At 64.5% G+C, this 19,151-nt stretch carries 17 protein-coding genes and 1 pseudogene; 8 read left to right on the top strand and 10 right to left on the bottom strand.

Features of this window, described 5'->3' with window-relative positions:
* Positions 1 to 66 precede the first annotated feature (66 nt).
* Genes folE2 through ABCV34_RS02225 form a run of 4 tightly spaced genes read right to left on the bottom strand, consistent with a single transcriptional unit; the run spans position 67 to position 3,960 of the window.
* Positions 67 to 876, bottom strand: coding sequence for a GTP cyclohydrolase FolE2 (gene folE2 / locus ABCV34_RS02240; protein ID WP_345797640.1), 810 nt, complete (start codon positions 874 to 876; stop codon positions 67 to 69).
* Positions 873 to 2,735, bottom strand: coding sequence for a 1-deoxy-D-xylulose-5-phosphate synthase (gene dxs, locus ABCV34_RS02235; RefSeq protein ID WP_345797639.1), 1,863 nt, complete (start codon positions 2,733 to 2,735; stop codon positions 873 to 875). Before dxs ends, folE2 begins: the two co-directional genes overlap by 4 nt.
* Positions 2,736 to 2,764: 29 nt before the next feature.
* A complete protein-coding gene (locus ABCV34_RS02230) occupies positions 2,765 to 3,685 on the bottom strand; it encodes a polyprenyl synthetase family protein (RefSeq protein WP_345797638.1) in 921 nt (306 codons plus the stop codon).
* Positions 3,682 to 3,960: an exodeoxyribonuclease VII small subunit gene (locus tag ABCV34_RS02225; protein WP_345797637.1), complete on the bottom strand. Its 279-nt coding sequence runs from the start codon at positions 3,958 to 3,960 to the stop codon at positions 3,682 to 3,684. Before ABCV34_RS02225 ends, ABCV34_RS02230 begins: the two co-directional genes overlap by 4 nt.
* Positions 3,961 to 4,114: 154 nt before the next feature.
* On the opposite strand from ABCV34_RS02225, the gene ABCV34_RS02220 reads away from it, so the two are divergent.
* On the top strand, positions 4,115 to 5,266 hold the full coding sequence (locus ABCV34_RS02220; RefSeq protein ID WP_345797636.1) for an aromatic ring-hydroxylating dioxygenase subunit alpha: 1,152 nt from the start codon (positions 4,115 to 4,117) through the stop codon (positions 5,264 to 5,266).
* 17 nt (positions 5,267 to 5,283) lie between these two features.
* Here the strand turns inward: ABCV34_RS02220 and ABCV34_RS02215 are convergent, their stop codons facing one another.
* Both ABCV34_RS02215 and ABCV34_RS02210 read right to left on the bottom strand, forming a co-directional pair.
* Positions 5,284 to 6,150 (bottom strand): sulfurtransferase, encoded by an 867-nt coding sequence (locus ABCV34_RS02215; RefSeq protein WP_345797635.1) that lies wholly within the window; start codon positions 6,148 to 6,150, stop codon positions 5,284 to 5,286.
* Entirely contained in the window at positions 6,147 to 7,067 is a 921-nt protein-coding gene (locus ABCV34_RS02210; RefSeq protein WP_345797634.1) for a DMT family transporter, read from the bottom strand. Before ABCV34_RS02210 ends, ABCV34_RS02215 begins: the two co-directional genes overlap by 4 nt.
* Positions 7,068 to 7,155: 88 nt before the next feature.
* On the opposite strand from ABCV34_RS02210, the gene htpX reads away from it, so the two are divergent.
* Positions 7,156 to 8,031, top strand: coding sequence for a protease HtpX (gene htpX, locus ABCV34_RS02205; RefSeq protein ID WP_345797633.1), 876 nt, complete (start codon positions 7,156 to 7,158; stop codon positions 8,029 to 8,031).
* Positions 8,032 to 8,046: 15 nt separating this feature from the next.
* A complete protein-coding gene (locus ABCV34_RS02200; RefSeq protein WP_345797632.1) occupies positions 8,047 to 9,705 on the top strand; it encodes a Na/Pi cotransporter family protein in 1,659 nt (552 codons plus the stop codon).
* A 62-nt stretch (positions 9,706 to 9,767) separates the two neighbouring features.
* On the opposite strand, the gene polA is transcribed toward ABCV34_RS02200, so the two are convergent.
* Entirely contained in the window at positions 9,768 to 12,488 is a 2,721-nt protein-coding gene (gene polA, locus ABCV34_RS02195) for a DNA polymerase I (RefSeq protein WP_345797631.1), read from the bottom strand.
* Between polA and ABCV34_RS02190 the strand changes: the two genes are divergently transcribed.
* From ABCV34_RS02190 to ABCV34_RS02170, 5 genes are all read left to right on the top strand, one after another.
* Positions 12,487 to 13,158 carry a TIGR00730 family Rossman fold protein gene (locus tag ABCV34_RS02190; protein ID WP_345797630.1) on the top strand — a complete coding sequence of 224 codons (672 nt, stop codon included), beginning with the start codon at positions 12,487 to 12,489 and terminating at the stop codon, positions 13,156 to 13,158. The two genes, polA and ABCV34_RS02190, sit on opposite strands and share 2 nt — an antisense overlap.
* A 134-nt stretch (positions 13,159 to 13,292) precedes the next feature.
* On the top strand, positions 13,293 to 14,084 hold the full coding sequence (locus ABCV34_RS02185) for a transporter substrate-binding domain-containing protein (RefSeq protein WP_345797629.1): 792 nt from the start codon (positions 13,293 to 13,295) through the stop codon (positions 14,082 to 14,084).
* Between the two features lie 39 nt (positions 14,085 to 14,123).
* Positions 14,124 to 14,813 (top strand): ABC transporter permease, encoded by a 690-nt coding sequence (locus tag ABCV34_RS02180; RefSeq protein WP_345797628.1) that lies wholly within the window; start codon positions 14,124 to 14,126, stop codon positions 14,811 to 14,813.
* Positions 14,810 to 15,520: a histidine ABC transporter permease HisM gene (gene hisM, locus ABCV34_RS02175; protein ID WP_345797627.1), complete on the top strand. Its 711-nt coding sequence runs from the start codon at positions 14,810 to 14,812 to the stop codon at positions 15,518 to 15,520. Before ABCV34_RS02180 ends, hisM begins: the two co-directional genes overlap by 4 nt.
* A gap of 4 nt (positions 15,521 to 15,524) precedes the next feature.
* On the top strand, positions 15,525 to 16,292 hold the full coding sequence (locus ABCV34_RS02170) for an ATP-binding cassette domain-containing protein (protein WP_345797626.1): 768 nt from the start codon (positions 15,525 to 15,527) through the stop codon (positions 16,290 to 16,292).
* A 255-nt stretch (positions 16,293 to 16,547) separates the two neighbouring features.
* Here ABCV34_RS02170 and ABCV34_RS02165 read toward each other — a convergent pair whose 3' ends face one another.
* From ABCV34_RS02165 to ABCV34_RS02155, 3 genes and pseudogenes are all read right to left on the bottom strand, one after another.
* Positions 16,548 to 16,862 (bottom strand): GNAT family N-acetyltransferase, encoded by a 315-nt coding sequence (locus ABCV34_RS02165; protein WP_345798668.1) that lies wholly within the window; start codon positions 16,860 to 16,862, stop codon positions 16,548 to 16,550.
* A 159-nt stretch (positions 16,863 to 17,021) separates the two neighbouring features.
* Positions 17,022 to 17,588 (bottom strand): annotated as a pseudogene (locus ABCV34_RS02160) (YqiA/YcfP family alpha/beta fold hydrolase); the annotation flags it as partial.
* Positions 17,589 to 17,592: 4 nt separating this feature from the next.
* Positions 17,593 to 19,029: a catalase gene (locus tag ABCV34_RS02155; RefSeq protein ID WP_345797625.1), complete on the bottom strand. Its 1,437-nt coding sequence runs from the start codon at positions 19,027 to 19,029 to the stop codon at positions 17,593 to 17,595.
* Between the last annotated feature and the right edge of the window lie 122 nt (positions 19,030 to 19,151).

Raw genomic sequence — 19,151 nt, 5'->3', positions numbered from 1 at the left:
CTTCAAAAATGACCACCAGGCACGATCGAGCAAGTAACCCGGCATTCTAGCACAAGCAATCGGCAATCAGTGGCTGCGCACCATCGCATACGCCGAATGATTGTGGATCGACTCGAAATTTTCCGCCTCGACCTCGTAGGCGGTCACGCCGGGCAGGCGCTGCAGCATCACGGCCACGTCGCGCACCAGGTCTTCGACGAACTTCGGGTTTTCATAAGCGCGCTCCGTGACGAATTTTTCATCGGCGCGCTTGAGCAGGCCCCAGAGTTCGGACGAGGCCTGTGCCTCGATGCGCCGGATCAGATCGTCGAGCGCCGGGGCCCGATCGGCCTCGCAATCCACGCGCACCGTGACGTGCGAACGCTGATTGTGCGCGCCGTATTCCGAAATCGCCTTTGAGCACGGGCACAGGCTGGTCACCGGCACCTGCACGGACAGGGAAAACCGGGGCGACCGCCCCCGCTGAGCGCGCACGACCCAGCCAACCTGATAATCCAGCAGGCTGCGCACGCCGGAAACAGGGGCCGATTTTTCCACGAAATACGGAAAGCGGGCCGTCATGTCGCCGGCGTCGGCCTGCAGCAGATCCAGCATGGCCTGCGCCATGGCGCACATCGATGCCGGTGTCATCGGCTCGGCGCGGTGGGCTTCCAGCAGCGCGATGAAACGCGACATATGGGTGCCCTTTTCCTCGGCCGGCAAGGCGACGGTCATTTCCCAATCTGCGATGGTGGCCTGCGGCTGCGCGGCGCCCGCCACCAGCAGGGGGTGGCGCACGCCGCGCACACCGACCCGCTGAATGGCGATATGGCGCGTATCGGCACTGCTTTGCACGTCCGGCATGGCGATGACCGCCGGATCCAGCACGGTGTTCATGAACTTGTCCTTTCCAAACGTTGGCGTATCGACGCCTCGATCCCTCGGGCATCGAGGCCGAGCCCGGCCAGGATCGCCTTCTGGTCCCCGTGATCGATGAATTCATCCGGCAGGCCCAGCTGCAGGACCGGGCGAATGATCGCATCCCGGTTGAAGTATTCCACAACTGCGCTGCCGGCGCCGCCCATGACCGCGGCTTCCTCGATCGTCACGAACAGGCGGTGCGTGCCCGCCAGTTGCGCCAGCAAAGCCTCGTCCAGCGGTTTGACGAAGCGCATGTCCACCAGCGTGGCATCCAGCGCCTCGGCGGCTTGCGCAGCCTGCGGCAGCAGGGTGCCGAACACTAGCAAGGCGACGTCCCGCCCCTGCCGCCGGACGACCGCGCGGCCGATCTCGACAGGTTCCAGGTTGTCACCCGGCTCGGCGCCGCAGCCCGCACCACGCGGGTAGCGCACCGCCGCAGGGCCAGGATGCAGATAACAGGTATTGAGCAGCAGGCGCGCCTCGAGTTCGTCCGATGGAGTGGCCACCACCATGTTCGGGATGCAGCGCAGATACGCGATGTCATAGTTGCCGGCGTGGGTGGCGCCATCGGCGCCGACGATGCCGGCACGATCCAGGGCGAAGGTGACGTCCAGATTCTGCAGCGCCACATCATGGATCAGTTGATCATAGCCACGCTGCAGGAATGTGGAATAGATCGCGACGACGGGCTTGCAACCCTCGCATGCCAGGCCGGCGGCAAAGGTCACGGCGTGCTGCTCGGCAATGCCCACATCGAAATAGCGCCGGGGGAAACGGCGTTCGAACTCGACCAGCCCGCTGCCCTCGCGCATGGCGGGCGTAATGCCCACCAGCCGCGTATCGGCTGCGGCCATGTCGCACAGCCAGCGGCCGAACACCTGGGTGAAGGTCTGGCGAGCGGGTTGCGCGGGCTTCTGGATGCCGATCGACGGGTCGAATTTGCCCGGCCCGTGATAGAGCACGGGGTCGGCTTCCGCCAATTTGTAGCCCTGGCCCTTGCGCGTGACGACGTGCAGGAACTGCAGGCCGCGCAAGGCGCGCAGGTTTTCCATCGTGGGGATGAGGACCTCCAGGTCGTGGCCGTCGATCGGCCCCATGTAGTTGAACCCGAGTTCCTCGAACAGCGTGGCAGGCGACAGCATGCCCTTGGCGTGGCCTTCGAGCTTGCGCGCCAGCGTCAGCACCGGCGGCACGTGCTGCAGCATCGCGCGCCCCATGTTTTTCGCACGCGCATAGAACTGCCCCGACAGCAAGCGCGCGAAATAGTAGTTCAACGCGCCGACCGGCGGCGAGATCGACATGTCGTTGTCGTTGAGCACCACCAGCAGATTCACATCGGGCGTCACGCCGGCGTTGTTCAGCGCCTCGAAGGCCATGCCGGCGCTCATGGCGCCGTCGCCGATCACGGCGATGTGCTGGCGGTCGAGCCCGGCATTGCGCGCCGCCACCGCCATCCCGAGCGCGGCCGAGATCGACGTGGACGAGTGCGCCGTGCCGAATGCGTCGTAGGGAGACTCGCTGCGCTTGGGAAAACCCGAGATGCCGCCATGCTGGCGCAGCCCGGCCATGGCATCGCGCCGGCCGGTCAGGATCTTGTGCGGATAGGATTGGTGGCCCACGTCCCAGATCAGGCGATCGTCCGGCGTGTTGAAGACATAATGCAGCGCCAGGGTGAGTTCCACCGTCCCCAGGTTCGACGACAGGTGCCCGCCGGTGCGCGCCACCGAATCCAGCACGAACGCACGCAATTCCACCGCCAGATCCTTCAGTGCGCGCCGATCCAGGCGACGCAGATCGGCGGGCGAGTCGATCTCTTCCAGTAGAGTTGTTGTCATGATGCTTTCAGTCATTGCTGCGCGGCCGATCAATGCGTGCGGCCGATGATGTAATCGGCCAGTTCCCGCAGTCGGCACGCCGAAGGGCCGAGCGGCAGCAGCGCGCCGTGCGCCGCCTCGCGCAGATTCAGCAGCAGTTCGCGGGAACCATCCAGTCCCATGATGGACACATAGGTGGGCTTGCCCTGCGCGGCATCCTTGCCGGCGGTCTTGCCCAGCGTCGCCGAATCAGCCGTCACGTCGAGAATATCATCCACGACCTGAAACGCCAGCCCCATCGCCGAGGCATAGGTTTCCAGGCCCGTGCGCACGGTCGAACTGGCCCCTGCCACCACACCGCCCAGCAGCACGCTGGCTTCGAGCAATGCGCCTGTTTTCATGCGGTGCATGCGCTGCAGCGCCTCGATCGGCAGGGGCTGCCCGACGCTGGCGCAGTCGATGGCCTGCCCCCCCACCATGCCGTCGCTGCCAGCCGCGCGCGCAAGCAGTTGCACGGCCTGCACAATCAGCGCCGGCGCGATCGGCATCTGCGCAAGACAATCGAACGCCAGCGGCTGCAGGGCATCGCCCGCCAGCATGGCCAGCGCTTCGTCGTCGAACTGCCGATGAACCGTCGGGCGGCCGCGCCGCATATCGTCATTATCCATGCAGGGCAGATCGTCGTGGATCAGGGAATACGCATGGATGAGTTCGACCGCGGCCGCAGCGCCATCCAGTGCGAGTTCCTGGGCGCCCGCCGCCACGCCGGGCATGTGGCTGGCCTCGCCCGCCGCATGCACCAGGGCGGCGCGCACACGCTTGCCCGGACCGAGCACGGCATAGCGCATCGCTTCGTGCAAACGCGCGGGACCCGCGTCCTCGATGGGAGGCAGCAGTTCGTCCAGGACGGCGCCGGTGCGCTCTACGGTATCCTGCAACCATTGTTCAAAACCGCCCTGTGCCGGACTCATGACGCGTCCTGGTCGTTGGCGCCGGCAAAGGGTTCCAGCAACTGGCCCTGCAGCACCTGGACCTGCTGTTCGGCGGCCTCGAGCCGCTGCTGGCATACGCGCGCCAGCGCGACACCACGCTGATACAGGGCGATGGATTCCTCCAGCCCCAGCGTGCCATCGCTCATGCGGCCGGCCAGCGACTCGAGCTCGGCCAGCGCCGATTCGAAGTCCTGCGGCAATGCCTCTTCGGGTTGCGCCACATCCGCGCGCAACGAGTTTTGATCGTCGACCATGGGGGTTTCGTCTTTGGGTTCCAGACTGGATTGTACGAGAACCCCGACGCGCCATGAAACCGCTTTTTCCGGTGTTTTTGGGCTGAGGTACAATTTTGGCCCCTGCCAGCCGTGGCATTTTTGGCCGGCCGGCTCCTTTCCCGCAGGGGGAACCATGAGCTACCCAACCATCCCTTCCGGTGCGGATCTGGCCAGCCAGCTTCCCGTACGGCATTATTTCGACCCTGCGATCCTGGAACAGGAACGCGCACGGATCTTCGCCCACAGTGCACGCTACGTCGGGCATGAACACATGGTCCCGGAACCGGGCGACTGGCGCACCCTGACCCACGAAGGCGGCGGACGCGTGCTGCTGCGCGACCGTCATGACATCCGCCTGCTGTCCAACGTATGCCGCCATCGCCAGGCCCTGATGCTGGGCAGCCAGACTGGCCGCGACACATCCTGCGCCTCGGGCAATCTGTGCCAGACGGGCGGGCGCATCTTGTGCCCGGTGCACCACTGGAGCTACGACACCCAGGGCCAGTTGCTGGACGCCCCCTTGTTCCCCGAGAAGCCGGACCTAAAGCTGGCCGAGTTCCCGCTGCAACGCTGCCATGGCCTGCTGTTTGAAGGTCCGCGCAACGTCAGCCAGGACCTGGGCGGCCTGTTCGCCCGCCCGGAATTCGATTTTTCCGACTACCAGCTGGACCACGTCGAAGTCCATGCCTGCCACTACAACTGGAAGACCTTCATCGAGGTCTACCTGGAGGACTATCATGTCGGCCCCTTCCACCCGGGGCTCGGGCAGTTCGTGACCTGCGACGACCTGAGCTGGGAATTCGGCGAGTTCCACAGCATGCAGCGCGTGGGCGTCAATCAGGCGCTGGGCCAGCCAGGTACCCAGGTGTACCGGCAGTGGCATGATCGTCTGTTGCAATACCGATCCGGGGCGACACCCGATTTCGGCGCCATCTGGGTGACCTATTTCCCCACCCACATGATCGAGCTCTACCCGCACGTGCTGGTGCTGTCCACGCTACACCCGGTCGGCCCGCAGGAAACGGTCAACGTCATCGAGTTCTATTACCCCGAGGAGATCGTGGCCTTCGAGCGCGAGTTCGTCGACGCGCAACGGGCCGCCTATCTGGAAACCGCCATCGAGGACGACGAAATCGGGGAACGGATGGATGCCGGGCGCCGCGCCCTGATGGAACGCGGCACCAGCGAATGCGGACCCTACCAAAGTCCGCTGGAAGACGGCATGGCGCACTTCCATGCCTGGTACCGCCGGATGATGAACAGCATTGACGGTTTGCAGGCGTAGCCCGCGCATTGCACGGATCAGTTGCCGCGCGCCACGGGCCGGCTGGAATCGCTGCACCATTCGCTCCAGGATCCGGGATACAGGGCCGAGCCGCGCAGGCCGGCCAGTTCCATCGCAAACACGTTATGGCACGCAGTGATGCCGGATCCGCACTGATGCACGATGCCATGATCCAGCCGGTCACCCAGCAACGACTCGAATTCCTGGCGCAGGCGGGCCGGTGATTTGAAATGCCCATCAGGTTCGACATTCAGGGCAAAGGGTCGGTTCACGGCACCAGGGATATGCCCGCCAACGGGGTCGATGGACTCGGCCTCGCCGCTGTAGCGATCCGGCGCCCGGGCGTCGAGCACGGTAAAGCGGGGTTCGTCGAGATTGGCCAGCACGGCCCGCGCATCGACCACCGGCATGGACGGCTTGCCCGATGACGCCAGGCTTTGCACGGCCTGCGCCTCGCTGACCGAGGCGGTCCGCACCCCGGTTTCGATGCCTGCGCCCAGAGCCTGCCACGCGGCCCAGCCACCATCGAGCACGGACACGGAGTCATGCCCGAGCCAGCGCAGCATCCACCACAGGTGCGCGGCGAACATGCTGTTGCTGGCGTCGTAGACGACCACGTCCGAACGCGCCGTTAGTCCCTGAGCGCGCAGCAACGCCGCCAAATCCGCCCGATCGGGCAAAGGATGACGACCGTTGTGACCCGTACGCAACGCGGACAACTGCGTTTCATGATCCAGATACAAGGCGCCGGGAATATGGCCCGCCTCGTAGGCCCGACGGCCGGCATGATGATCCGCCAGATCATGGCGCACGTCGAAAACCAGGCAACCTGGCCGGGCCAGACGATCGCGCAGGGTTTCGGCTTGAATCAGTAAGTCGGTCATGATGGATTGGTCTCCTGGGTCGTCTGCGAAATCCCTAACTGTGACGCAGCCGCATCCCGACCCCGCAGGGTACGGGACTCGGAGTGCGTGCGCCAGACCGACAGCAGCCCGGAGCCGATGATCAGCGCGATGCCGGTCCAGGCCAGCGGCGCCAGTCGATCACCCCAAAACACGATGCCAATCAGGGCGGCAAAGATGATGGTCATGTACTGCAGCGCCGCCGTCAACAGGGTTGACCCCAGTCCGAACGCCCGTGTCATGGTCAGCTGCCCCACCAGGCCCGCCAGGCCCAGCCCGGTCAGCGCCAGCAGGGCCAGGGGGTTGGACGTGTGCCAGCCCTGAAACGCGATGCCCACAATGCCGCTGATGCACACCCCGGTGGAAAACAACAGCACGGTGCGCCATTCCGGCTCACCGATCTGGCCCAGCTGACGAATCTGCATCATGGCGATCGCGGCCAGACAGCCCGCCCCAAGCCCCATCAGCGCGGCGAACCATTGATCGTGCTCGATACTGGGCCGCAGGATGCCCAGCACCCCCAAAAAGCCGGCGAGAACAGCCAGCACCCGCACCGGATCGCGCTGGGCGCCGCCAAAGAACAACAGCCATCCGGCAATGAACAGAGGTGCCGTGTAATTGAGGCTGGTAGCAGTGGGCAGCGGCAAATAAAACAGCGCGTAGAACCCCAGCCACATGGATGTGATCCCACTGAGGTTGCGCCAGACGTGCAGGCGCCAGCTGGGGGGCCGGATCGTCCGCCGGGTGGAGCGCGCCCAGAAGAACAGCAACAGGACGGACGGAATGCCGCGAAACAGGACGATTTCCGGGAGAGTGGCGCCCAGGTCGGCCGCCACCTTCACGAAAGCCCCCATCGTGGCGAACATTGCGCAGGCCAGCAACATCCACAAAGACTGCATGTTCGTCACCACAACAAGGAACCGCCCGGAAAGCCGATACTATACACTTTGGGCACATGAAAACCCGACTCGCGGAGCCGTCTTTCAAATGAAAAGAATCTTTCTGTTTCTCGTGACCAATATGGCGGTGATGCTGGTGCTCAGCATCACCATGAACCTGCTGGGCGTCGGCCGCTACCTGACGGCCAACGGCATCAACCCGGCGCAGCTGCTGATCTTCGCGGCCGTGATCGGCTTCGGAGGCTCCTTCATCTCTCTGCTGATGAGCAAATGGATGGCCAAGACCAGCACCGGCGCCCACGTCATCGACCCCAGGGCACCAGGCGGCCGGCGGGAGGCATGGCTGGTGGAAACCGTGCACCAGCTGGCGGATCGCGCCGGCATCGGCCGTCCTGAAGTCGCCATCTACGAAGGCGCACCCAACGCCTTTGCCACCGGGGCATTCCGCAACGAGGCCCTGGTCGCCGTCTCGACCGGCCTGCTGGAATCCATGACCGAAGAAGAGGTCACGGCAGTGCTGGGACATGAAGTCGCCCACGTCGCCAACGGCGACATGGTGACCCTGACCTTGATCCAGGGCGTCGTCAACACCTTCGTGATCTTCCTTTCACGCGCGGTCGGATATTTCATCGACCGGGCCGTCCTGAAGAACGAACGCGATGTCGGCATCGGCTATTACATCAGTGTCTTCGTCTGCGAGATCCTGTTCGGCGTGATCGCCTCGATCATCGTGGCCTGGTTTTCCCGCCAGCGGGAATTCCGGGCGGATGCCGGTTCGGCCCATCTGCTGGGCGCCCGCGAACCCATGATTCGCGCGCTGGCGCGCCTGGGTGGCGTCGAAGCGGGCGAGCTGCCGAAATCATTCCAGGCCGCCGGCATCACAGGCGGCGCGATCGGTGCGCTCTTTGCCTCGCATCCCCCGATCGAACAACGCATCGAGGCCCTGCGCCGTCAACAAGGTTGAACCACCTGACCGGCCATGCGTGAACTTCAGGTCATCCTCGCCTTTAGCGGCTTCATTGCGCTGCTGTTGTGGGGTGTCCACATGGTCCAGACTGGCGTCCAGCGTGCCTTCGGCAAGTCGCTGGGCCTCTGGATGGGGCGCGCCATGGGCTCGCTGCCGAAAGCCTTCGGCACCGGACTGGTGATCACGGCCGCCATCCAGAGCAGCACCGCCACCGGACTGATGATCACGGGCTTCGCCATCGACGGTCTGGTGTCGCTGGTGCCCGGCCTGGCGGCCATGCTGGGCGCCAACGTCGGCACGACCCTGATCGTCCAGGCGCTGTCCTTCAACCCCACCGCTCTGGCGCCCGGCCTGGTGCTGGCCGGGGTCTGGATGTTCCGCCACTATGCCCCGGGGCGCACGCGCGACCTGGGGCGCACCTTCATTGGCCTGGGCTTGGTGCTGCTGTCTCTGAACGAACTGGTCACCATGTTCGAGCCGCTGAAAAGCGCTCCCATGCTCGGCACGGCGCTGGGTGCCCTGGGCGACACGCCGCTGATCGCGCTGCTGGCCAGCACGGCTCTGACCTGGGCCTCGCATTCCAGCGTCGCCGTCGTGGTGCTGATCATGTCGCTCGCGCACCACGGGCTGGCGGACCCGCAGTTGGCCTATGCCCTGGTGCTGGGCGCCAACCTGGGGACCGCCATCAATCCGGTGCTGGAAGGCGACCACGACGACAACCCCGCATCCCGGCGTCTGCCGATCGGCAATCTGGGTACCCGCATCGCGGGTTGTCTGGTGGGCATGATCCTGCTGCCCTGGTCAAAAGACATCATGAATGCGCTGGGCAGCGACCCTGCCCACGGGGTGGCCAACTTTCACCTGATCTTCAACCTGGTGGTGGCGGCCTGCTTCATGCCGGCCCTGAAGCCCTACGCCCACCTGCTGCAGCGCTTTCTGCCGCAGCGCATCAATCCGGATGATCCGGCCCGCCCTCGTTACCTGGACGAATCCGCCCACGAGGTCCCGGCCGTCGCCCTGGGGCAGGCGGCGCGCGAGGCCCTGCGCCTGACGGACCTGCTGCGTGAATCCCTGCAACTGACCCAGCGCGCCCTGCTGCACGAGGACAACGCCGCGGTCGCTCGCGCGCGCTATCTGAATGGCGCCATCGGGCAGCTGGACCAGTCCATCACCACCTATCTGGCGACCCAGGACCAGGAAAGCCTCAGTCCGGACGACGAACAGTATCTGAAGTCCATCCTGACCTTCTCCACGAACGTCGCCCACGCAGCCAGTGCCTTGGGGACTGGCCTGCTGAGCCACGCCAGCCACCTGAACAAGAAACACTGGGCACTGGACGCGGAACAGCAGGCGGAACTCAACGAGACGCTGGACCGCCTGCAGCGTAATCTGCGGCAGACAGCAGCCCTGTTCGTATCCGCCGACCGCCAGGCCGCCCGCACGCTGGCATTCGAAAAGGACGTTTTTCGCGATCTGGAGGCCAAGGCCGCCGAACGCCACCTGGAACGCCTCAAGCTCGGCCGCATCGATGCGGCCGACGTGGGGGCCTTCTATCTGGAAATCCTGCGCGACGCGGGCGGCGTGAACGCCTATCTGGTCAATGCCGCCGCCTATCCGATCCTGGCGCGCTTCGGCGAACTGCGCCCCAACCGGCTACGCGAGGCGCGCTGAATCAACCGGATCGCGAACGACGATGCGGACGGGCCGGGCGCGGGGCCATCGCGCCCGGACGATCAGTGCGCCTCGCCCCAATTGCGGCCCACGCCGACCTCGGCCACCAGCGGGACCGCCAGCTCCGCCACCCCGGCCATCAGCTGCGGCACCCGTTCGCGCAGACGCTCGACCTCGTCGGGCACCGCATCGAACACCAATTCGTCGTGCACCTGCATCACCATGAGGCTGCGCAGGCCTTCGGCCGATAACCAGTCCTGCACCGACACCATGGCCATCTTGATCAGATCCGCCGCCGTGCCCTGCATCGGCGCATTGATGGCGGCGCGCTCGGCCGCAGCCGCACGAGGCCCCTTCGCGCCAGCCAGTTCCGGGAAATACAGGCGCCGCCCGAAAACCGTTTCCACATAGCCCTGCTCGCGCGCCTGCCGGCGAATGCGGTCCATGTAGTCGGCTACCCCGGGATAGCGCATGAAATAGCGGTCGATGTAGGATTTCGCCGCCGCGCGGGTGATGCCCAGGTTCGAGGCCAGGCCGAATTCCCCCATCCCGTAGATAAGGCCGAAATTGATCGCCTTGGCCGCGCGTCGATGTTCCGCATCGACCTGATCCAGTGCCAGGCCGAAGACCTCGGCCGCAGTGGCGCGGTGGATGTCCTGGCCCTCGGCGAACGCGCGGCGCAAGTTGGCATCGCCCGACACGTGCGCCATCACGCGCAATTCGATCTGGGAATAATCCGCCGAAACGATGCTGCCCAGGCTGGAGACGAAAGCGGTCCGGACGCGCCGGCCCTCGGCGGTGCGTACAGGGATGTTTTGCAGGTTCGGATCCGAGGACGCCAGGCGCCCGGTGACCACCGCCGCCTGCGCATACCGCGTATGCACCCGCCCGGTGCGGGCATTGATCATGCGCGGCAGCTTGTCGGTATAGGTGGATTTCAGCTTCGCGATTCCCCGGTAATCCAGCAACAGACGCGGCAGCGGATAGTCGGCCGCCAGCCGGGTCAGGACCTCCTCGTCTGTAGAAGGCGCACCGCCTGCGGTCTTGCGCAATACCGGCAGCTGCATCCGCTCGAACAGGATCTCGCCCAACTGCTTGGGTGAATTCAGGTTGAACGGCTGGCCGGCCAGGGCATGCGCCTGGGCCTCCAGGTCGATCATCTGCTGGCCCAGTTCGTGGCTCTGCCGCGCCAGCACCTGCGCGTCGATGGCGACGCCATTGCGCTCGACGCGCGTCAGCACATCGGACGTGCGCACTTCCAGTTCATAGATCCGCCGCAGACCCGCTTCGGCCTGCACCTTCGGCAGCAGGACCTGATGCAGCCGCAGCGTGAAATCCGCGTCCTCGGCTGCGTAATGGGCTGCGCGTTCCAGATCCACCTCTTCGAAGCCGATCTGACGGGCTCCCTTGCCGCATAGATCCTCGTATGTGGTGCCGGTCAGGCCCAGCCACTGGATGCACAGATCCTGCAGGTTCACACGACGGTGGGACTGCAGCACGTAGGCCTGCAGCATGGTGTCATGCCGCACGCCCCGCAGCGTCAGCCCGTCGTTGGCCAGCACATGGGCATCGTATTTGGCATGGTGCAACAGCTTGGGCGCGTCCGGATTCTCGACCCAGGGGCGTAACTGGTCCAGCACCCAGGCCCGATCGAGCTGTTCGGGCGTTCCAGGCGCGCGATGCCCAACCGGGATATACGCGGCATGCCCGGGCTCGATCGCCAGGGACAGGCCCACCAGCCGGGCGGCCATGGGATCGAGGCTGGTGGTTTCCGTATCCAGCGCGACCAGCGACGCCGCCTGGATCTTCGCCATCCAGCGGGCAAAATGGTCCCGGTCCAGGATGGTTTCGTACTGCAGGGCCTGCGGCCGTTCCTGCGCCACCGGCTCGACCCGTCCATCCTGCAGCGGAATCCGTTCGGGGTCCCCGGTGGCTTCCCGCAGCCAGGTCCGAAAGCCATAGGTCTCGTACAGTCGAAGCAGCGTCTCCTGATCGGGCGCGCGGAATGCCAGCCCAGGGACTTCATGTTCCGGCGGCAACGTGCAATCCAGTTTGATGGTCAGCAGCTCGCGGGTCATGGGAAAGTTCGGGATCGCGGCGCGCAGATTGGCCCCCGCCACCCCCTTGATCTCGTCGGCCCGCGCCACCAGCGTGCCGATGTCGCCAAATTCGTTCAGCCATTTGGCGGCCGTCTTGGGGCCGACCTTGTCCACGCCCGGAATGTTGTCCACGGTGTCGCCCGTGAGCATCAGGTAATCGATGATGCGATCGGGGGGCACGCCGAATTTGCGAATCACACCCTCGCGGTCCTGACGCTCTCCGGACATGGTGTTGATCAGTTCGACCTGATCGTTCACCAACTGCGCCAGATCCTTGTCGCCCGTCGAAATGATGGTATAAAAGCCCTCTTCGGTAGCCTGGCGCGCCAGGGTGCCGATGATATCGTCCGCCTCGACGCCCGGCGTCGAGATGACAGTCCAGCCCAGGGCGGCGGCCGCCTCGTGGATCGGCGCGATCTGCGCCCGCAGATCATCCGGCATCGAGGGGCGATTGGCTTTGTACCGCGGATAGATCGCTTCGCGGAACGACCCCCCCGGCGCATCGAACACGCAGGCGCCATACTGCGCCGCGTCCTTGTAATCGTGCATCAGCCTCCGTAACATGGAGATGACGCCATACAAGGCACTGGTGGGCTCTCCCCGCGCATTGCGCAGATCGGGCATCGCATGATAGGCGCGGTACAGGTAGCTGGACCCATCCACGAGCAACAAGGTTTTTTTCATGACGAACAACAAGACGAAACGAGTTTCGGCAGAACAACAAATTCCCACGATTATTGCAGAGATGCGCGCCGCGGCCGCCGCTTTTCAGAAAATCGGCATGGGCGTCAGTATTTTCGGCAGCGCACGCATCCCTCCCGGCCACCCTTTCTATGATCTGGGCCTGGAACTGGGGGCACGGATCGCCCAACTGGGCGTTCCCGTCATCGCCGGCGGTGGCCCGGGCCTGATGGAAGCCGCCAACCGCGGCGCCTTCAGCGCCGGCGGCCGCAGTGTCGGGCTGAACATCCGCCTGCCGCGCGAAACCACCAACAACCCCTACCAGACCGACAGCCTGCATTTCGAATACTTCAATTCACGCAAGGCGTCCTTCTTCATGCACAGCCTGGCCTACGTGGTGCTGCCGGGCGGCTTCGGCACCCTGGACGAACTCTTCGAGGCCGTCACACTGATCCAGACGATGAAGCAGCCGCCGGCCCCCATCATCCTGGTGGGCACCGCTTTCTGGTCGGGGCTGATCGACTGGATCCGCGACCAACTGGCCCCCAACGGCATGATCGGGCCTTACGACGCGGACTTGCTGGTGATCACCGACGATCTGGACGAGGTCATCCGCCACATCCAGGAAGCCGTCCAGATCGAACCCGACCGCGAACCCGTGCTTCCGGAATAAGGGACAGCAGGACCAAGCCCCCGGCACTCCTTCGGGTAATGCTCGATGCGCCCCGGTGCCCACCTGAGTTAACATCACGCCTTGTTACCGCCGGGCGGAGGACCCCGTTTCCGGCTCCACAGGAGATTCCCTCGATGAAAACCACCTTGCTGGGCGCCGCCCTGCTGATCGCAGCCGGTTTCATTCCCGCCATCGGCTCGGCCGCCGACGCCCCGGAACTGAAAATCGCCACCGAGGCAGGCTACCCTCCGTTCGAATACCGCAATCCCAGCGGCCAGCTGGAAGGCTTTGACATCGACATCGGCAACGAGCTGTGCAAGCGCCTGCAACGCACATGCGTCTGGATCGACCAGTCCTTCGACAGCCTGATCCCGGGCCTGCAGGCCCGCAAATTCGATCTCGCCAATTCCACCATGACGGCCACCGAGGCCCGTAAGAAAGTCATCGACTTTTCCACGCCGATGTACATCGTGCCGGTCAAGCTGCTGGTGAAAAAGGGTAGCGGCCTGGAACCGACCGCCGAATCCCTGAAGGGCAAACGGGTCGGCGTGCAACAGGGCACCACGATGGAAACCTATGCACGCAAGCACTGGGCACCCAAAGAGGTCCAGGTCATCGCCTATCCCAGCTACACCAATGCTTACGTCGACATGAAGGCCGGCCGCCTGGACGCCACATTCCAGGAAGCCCAGAGCGCGGTCGACGGTTTCCTCAGCAAACCCGAAGGCGCCGGCTACGAGCTGGCCTCCATGACGCTGAAGGATCCCATCCTGAACGAACCCATCGCCATGGGCATGCGCAAAGGCAACACGAAACTGGGAACCGAAGTCGACAAGACCCTGAAGGCCATGCTGGCCGACGGCACCATCCAGGGCTTCGCGAAAAAATATTTCGCCAAGGACCTGATCCAGTTTCCCGCCCAATGACCCTATCCGCGCCCTGTGGCGCGGCCTGACACGATCATCATGTTCCTGAACGGCTACGGTCCCCTGCTGCTGCAGGGGACCTGGGTCACCATCCAGCTTGCCCTCCTGTCCCTGGCGGTCGCCGTGGGACTGGGGCTGCTGGGCGCCTGGGCCAAACTGTCCACATCCTGGGGCGCCCGTCTGCTGGCGACGGCCTACACGACCCTGATCCGGGGCGTCCCGGACCTGGTGCTGATGCTGCTGATCTTCTTCAGCCTGCAGATTTACCTGAACGATTTCACCGACCTGCTGGGCATCGACCCCATCGACATCGACCCCTTCGCCGCCGGCGTGCTGACCCTGGGGTTCATCTACGGCGCCTACTTCGCGGAAACATTCCGCGGCGCCTTTATGGCCGTCCCTCATGGGCAGATGGAAGCCGCCACCGCCTACGGCATGCGCGAATTCCAGACATTCCGCCGCGTCCTATTTCCGCAGATGATGCGCCACGCCCTGCCGGGCATCGGCAACAACTGGCAGGTGCTGCTGAAATCCACCGCGCTGGTCTCGTTGATCGGCCTGACGGATCTGGTGAAGGTCGCCCAGGACGCCGGCAACGTGACGTTCCGCGTGTTCCTGTTCATCACCATCACCGGCCTGATTTATCTGGCCCTGACCACCCTGTCGAACGGCATCCTGTACTGGCTCGACAAACGCTATAGCGTCGGCGTGCGCGAGGTGTCCCTATGATGGACGTCCTGGACCAGTTCTGGCGCGCCTATCTGTATTCCAGCAATGGCAGCCTGTCGGGCATGGCCATCACGCTCTGGCTGCTGGTGCTGTCCGTGTCGATCGGTTTTTTCGCCTCGATCGGACTGGCGGTTGCCCGCGTGTCGTCGCGCCGCTGGCTGTCCGTCCCGCTGTGGGCGTTCAGTTACGTCTTTCGCGGCACCCCGCTGTACGTGCAGATCCTGTTCATTTACGCCGGCATCTACAGCCTGGATTTCGTCAAGAACACCCCCAGTCTGGCAACGTTTTTCCAGAGCGGCTTCAACTGCCTGGTGCTGGCATTGACTCTCAATACCGTCGCCTACACGACCGAAATCTTCGCCGGCGCCATCCGCGCCACCAACGCCGGGGAAATCGAGGCCGCGCGCGCCTTCGGCATGACGCGATTCGCCCTGTACCGGCGCATCATCCTGCCCTCGGCCTTGCGGCGCGCCCTGCCCGCCTACAGCAACGAGGTCATCCTGATGCTGCACGCAACCTCGCTGGCCTTCACCGCCACGGTCCCCGACATCCTCAAGATCGCCCGCGACGCGAATTCGGCCACCTACCAGACCTTTGCTTCATACGGCATCGCCGCCCTGCTCTACCTGTGCCTGTCATTTGCACTGATCGGGCTGTTTCGCCTGTATGAACGCCGCACGCTGGCCTATCTGGGCCATCACCGATAAGACCATGTCCAAACTCGACGTACTCAACATCCACAAGCGCTACGGCGACAACGAGGTCCTGAAAGGCGTGTCCCTGCAGGCCAATGCCGGCGACGTGATCTGCATTCTGGGCTCCAGCGGCTCGGGAAAATCCACCTTCCTGCGCTGCATCAATTTCCTGGAAAAGCCGAATCAGGGTTCCGTGTCGCTCAACGGCGAACTGCTGAAGATCGTCCACGACAAACACGGCGAGCCACACGCCGCCGACCTGGATCAGCTGCGCCGCCTGCGCTCGAAACTGGCCATGGTGTTCCAGCACTTCAACCTGTGGGCGCACATGAACGTGCTAGGCAACGTCATCGAAGCCCCGATCCAGGTACTGAAGCTCGGCCGCGCCGAGGCCACGGAGCGCGCCCGCCACTACCTGGCCAAGGTAGGCCTGGACCCGAAGGTGGAAACCCAGTATCCGTCGTCCTTGTCCGGCGGCCAGCAGCAGCGCGTGGCGATCGCACGGGCGCTGGCGATGGAACCGGAAGTCATGCTGTTCGACGAGCCGACGTCCGCGCTGGACCCGGAACTGGTCGGCGAAGTCCTGAAGGTCATGCAGAAGCTGGCCGAGGAAGGCCGCACCATGCTGGTGGTGACGCACGAAATGGGTTTCGCGCGCAACCTGGCATCGCATGTGATGTTCCTGCACCAGGGTGTGGCGGAAGAAACCGGCGCCCCGGCGGATATTTTCGACAATCCCCAAAGCCCGCGGCTGCGGCAGTTTCTGTCAGGGAACTTGAAATAAGTCCCATGACCCCGTCGAGGTCAGGACGACATCGGCAAGGCCTCTCTCTGGCACGCTGCGGATGCGGAGGGTACCTGCCCGCCGGCCCACGATCAGCGGTCCTTCGGACTTCCCGGGTCTACCTCGTCCATCGGGGCGGCGGACGAACTCGCTGCTTCGCAGCGCAAACACGTCCGCCGAGAGCCCCCCGATTCCCTACGGTAGCACCCGGCGCTGACCGAATGGGACCGGCGGGCAGGTACCCTCCGCATCCGCTTATCGAGCCGCGAAAGAATATCGCATCAACCGGTGGGGAATCCCCGCATCCATGAAGGTTTCGCCCTCCTCCGCGAAGCCATGGCGGGCGTAGAAGGGCCGCGCATGCAGTTGGGCAGCCAGAACAACTTCCCGGTCGCCACGCTGCCTGGCTGCGTCCATCAGGGCCGCCAATAGCAGCGACCCAACGCCCTGGCCACGCCAAGGTTGCCGCACGGCCATGCGGCCGATGTGGCCATCGGGCAGCAGGCGGCCCGTGCCCACAGCCTGGCCGTCGGCGGCATAGGCGATCGCGTGCACGCACTGCCCATCCATGGGGTCGAGTTCTTCCTCCGGGGGCACCCGCTGCTCCTGGACGAAGACCTCGAAGCGGATTCGGGCAGCCTCGGTGCCGAGCTCGGCCCAGCTCCCCGTCGCAACCCGCGCGCCTCTCCGGCTCGGGTCGGCCGACGTCACTTTTTGTGGGGCATCGGCCAGCGCGAAATCCAGGACCTCGGGCAACCAACGGGCAAAGTCGGAGATCCCGTGATCGCTGCCCTGGATGATGCGCTGACGGCTGCCCGCGAACCGCGCCTGCATCTCGCGCCAATCCAGGACCTCGTCGCCGGTGGCGGCGACGAGGAAATAACGGTCGGGGTGCGTCAACACCGGGATTTCGGCTTCGGCCTGCGCAAGTTCATCCACATAGTCCGGCAGAAACTCAAAGGGATCGTCGCCATGAAAGGTACGATGCGAGCCAACCTGTGTCGCCAGATCGCGCGCCGCATGCACGACGGGATTGAGCAGCACGGCGCGGCAGCCCAGGCGCTCGGCCAGCCAGGTGGCGTAAAAGCCGCCCAGCGAGGAACCGACAAGGGTCAGGTCGCTTGTTTGTGCCTCCTCTGCCAGGCGCAGAGCCAGCCGCAGCGCAGCCGCCGGGCTGGCCGGCAGCTGCGGACAACACCAGGCATCCCCCAGGCCGCGCTCGGCCAGCGCAGCCGCCATCAGACGTGCTTTGGATGAGTCCGGAGAAGAACGAAACCCATGCAGATAGAGGATCATGAAATCAACCCTGCACAGCGCGGATCGCGGCCGCTACGCCCGCTCCATAGGCCGGGTCTGCCTGTGTGCAATGTTCGACGTGCAGCGCCTGCACGTCCGGCGTCACGCCAGCGATGGCGCGGGCGGTATTGTCGAACAGCGCCTGCCGCTCAGCGGACGACATCAGGCGAAACAGATTGCCGGGCTGTGAAAAATAATCGGTGTCCTCGCGATGGTTCCAGTGGTCGGCCGCGCCTTCCAGGCTCAGCGGCGGTTCGCGGAATTCCGGCTGTTCGGCCCACTCTCCCACACGATTGGGCTGATTGCCGGTCAGGCTGCCATGGTTGCCGTCGACCCGCATCGCACCGTCCCGGTGATAGCTGTGAAAGGGGCAACGCGGCGCATTGACGGGGATCTGGTGGTGATTCACCCCCAGGCGGTAGCGCTGCGCGTCACCGTAGGAAAACAGGCGGGCCTGCAGCATGCGGTCCGGCGAAAAGCCGATACCCGGCACGACATTGGCCGGTGTGAAAGCCGCCTGCTCCACTTCGGCGAAGAAATTATCGGGGTTGCGGTTCAATTCCAGCGTGCCGACCTCGATCATCGGATAGTCGCTGTGCGGCCAGACCTTGGTCAGGTCAAAGGGATTCAGGTGATAGCTGCCGGCTTCCTTCTCCGGCATGATCTGCACGAACAAAGTCCAGCTGGGGAAGCGGCCCAGGGCAATGCTGTCGTACAGGTCACGCTGCGAGCTTTCGCGATCGCGGCCGATCAGTTCCGCCGCCTCGGCATCCGTCAGATTGCGGATGCCCTGCCGGGACTTGAAATGGAATTTGACCCAGAAGCGTTCCTGAGCGGCATTGATGAAGCTGAACGTGTGGCTGCCGAACAGATGCATGTGGCGGTAGTCGGACGGGATGCCCCGATCGCTCATGACAATGGTGATCTGATGCAGGGCCTCTGGCAAGCCAGTCCAGAATTCCCAGTTGTTCTGGGCACTGCGCAGGCCCGTTCCCGGATCGCGCTTGACGGCATGATTCAGGTCGGGGAATTTCAGCGGATCGCGGAAGAAGAAGACCGGCGTATTGTTGCCGACCAGATCCCAGTTACCTTCCTCCGTGTAGAACTTCATGGCCACGCCGCGGATATCACGCTCGGCATCGGCAGCACCGCGTTCACCGGCAACCGTGGAAAAGCGGAGGAACATCGGTGTCTGCTTGCCGACGCTCGAGAAGATCGCAGCCCGCGTGTAGCGGGTGATGTCGTGGGTGACGGTGAAAGTTCCGTGGGCCCCGGCTCCCTTGGCATGCATGCGGCGCTCGGGGATGACCTCGCGGTCGAAATGGGCCAATTTTTCGAGCAGCCAGACATCCTGCAGCAGCGCCGGGCCGCGCGATCCGGCGGTCAGGATGTTCTGGTTATCGACGACAGGGGCACCTGCGGCAGTGGTCAGTTTCTTCATGAGCGTTCTCCTGATCAGGGGGTCAATCGGTATCCGGAATGCTGCAAGCCAGAGTTCCGCCTAAAAGACAGACGGCCATCCAGGTCATCAACTGACAGGACTGCGCTAAGATCAACGCATTG

The sequence above is a fragment of the Castellaniella sp. MT123 genome (assembly GCF_039614765.1).
Taxonomy (GTDB): Bacteria; Pseudomonadota; Gammaproteobacteria; order Burkholderiales; family Burkholderiaceae_B; genus Castellaniella.
The sequence above is the reverse complement of the archived record's forward strand: the minus strand, read 5'-3'. Positions and strand labels throughout refer to the sequence as shown.

Excerpts from the sequence above, each read along its gene's own strand:
- ABCV34_RS02190 (WP_345797630.1), top strand. The coding sequence starts at position 12,487 with ATGACGAACAACAAGACGAAACGAGTTTCGGCAGAACAACAAATTCCC.
- ABCV34_RS02165 (WP_345798668.1), bottom strand. The coding sequence starts at position 16,862 with ATGGATGGGCAGTGCGTGCACGCGATCGCCTATGCCGCCGACGGCCAG.
- ABCV34_RS02155 (WP_345797625.1), bottom strand. The coding sequence starts at position 19,029 with ATGAAGAAACTGACCACTGCCGCAGGTGCCCCTGTCGTCGATAACCAG.
- ABCV34_RS02170 (WP_345797626.1), top strand. The coding sequence starts at position 15,525 with ATGTCCAAACTCGACGTACTCAACATCCACAAGCGCTACGGCGACAAC.
- ABCV34_RS02230 (WP_345797638.1), bottom strand. The coding sequence starts at position 3,685 with ATGAGTCCGGCACAGGGCGGTTTTGAACAATGGTTGCAGGATACCGTA.
- hisM (WP_345797627.1), top strand. The coding sequence starts at position 14,810 with ATGATGGACGTCCTGGACCAGTTCTGGCGCGCCTATCTGTATTCCAGC.
- htpX (WP_345797633.1), top strand. The coding sequence starts at position 7,156 with ATGAAAAGAATCTTTCTGTTTCTCGTGACCAATATGGCGGTGATGCTG.
- ABCV34_RS02210 (WP_345797634.1), bottom strand. The coding sequence starts at position 7,067 with ATGCAGTCTTTGTGGATGTTGCTGGCCTGCGCAATGTTCGCCACGATG.
- ABCV34_RS02220 (WP_345797636.1), top strand. The coding sequence starts at position 4,115 with ATGAGCTACCCAACCATCCCTTCCGGTGCGGATCTGGCCAGCCAGCTT.
- ABCV34_RS02200 (WP_345797632.1), top strand. The coding sequence starts at position 8,047 with ATGCGTGAACTTCAGGTCATCCTCGCCTTTAGCGGCTTCATTGCGCTG.
- folE2 (WP_345797640.1), bottom strand. The coding sequence starts at position 876 with ATGAACACCGTGCTGGATCCGGCGGTCATCGCCATGCCGGACGTGCAA.
- ABCV34_RS02185 (WP_345797629.1), top strand. The coding sequence starts at position 13,293 with ATGAAAACCACCTTGCTGGGCGCCGCCCTGCTGATCGCAGCCGGTTTC.
- ABCV34_RS02225 (WP_345797637.1), bottom strand. The coding sequence starts at position 3,960 with ATGGTCGACGATCAAAACTCGTTGCGCGCGGATGTGGCGCAACCCGAA.
- ABCV34_RS02180 (WP_345797628.1), top strand. The coding sequence starts at position 14,124 with ATGTTCCTGAACGGCTACGGTCCCCTGCTGCTGCAGGGGACCTGGGTC.
- polA (WP_345797631.1), bottom strand. The coding sequence starts at position 12,488 with ATGAAAAAAACCTTGTTGCTCGTGGATGGGTCCAGCTACCTGTACCGC.
- ABCV34_RS02215 (WP_345797635.1), bottom strand. The coding sequence starts at position 6,150 with ATGACCGACTTACTGATTCAAGCCGAAACCCTGCGCGATCGTCTGGCC.
- dxs (WP_345797639.1), bottom strand. The coding sequence starts at position 2,735 with ATGACAACAACTCTACTGGAAGAGATCGACTCGCCCGCCGATCTGCGT.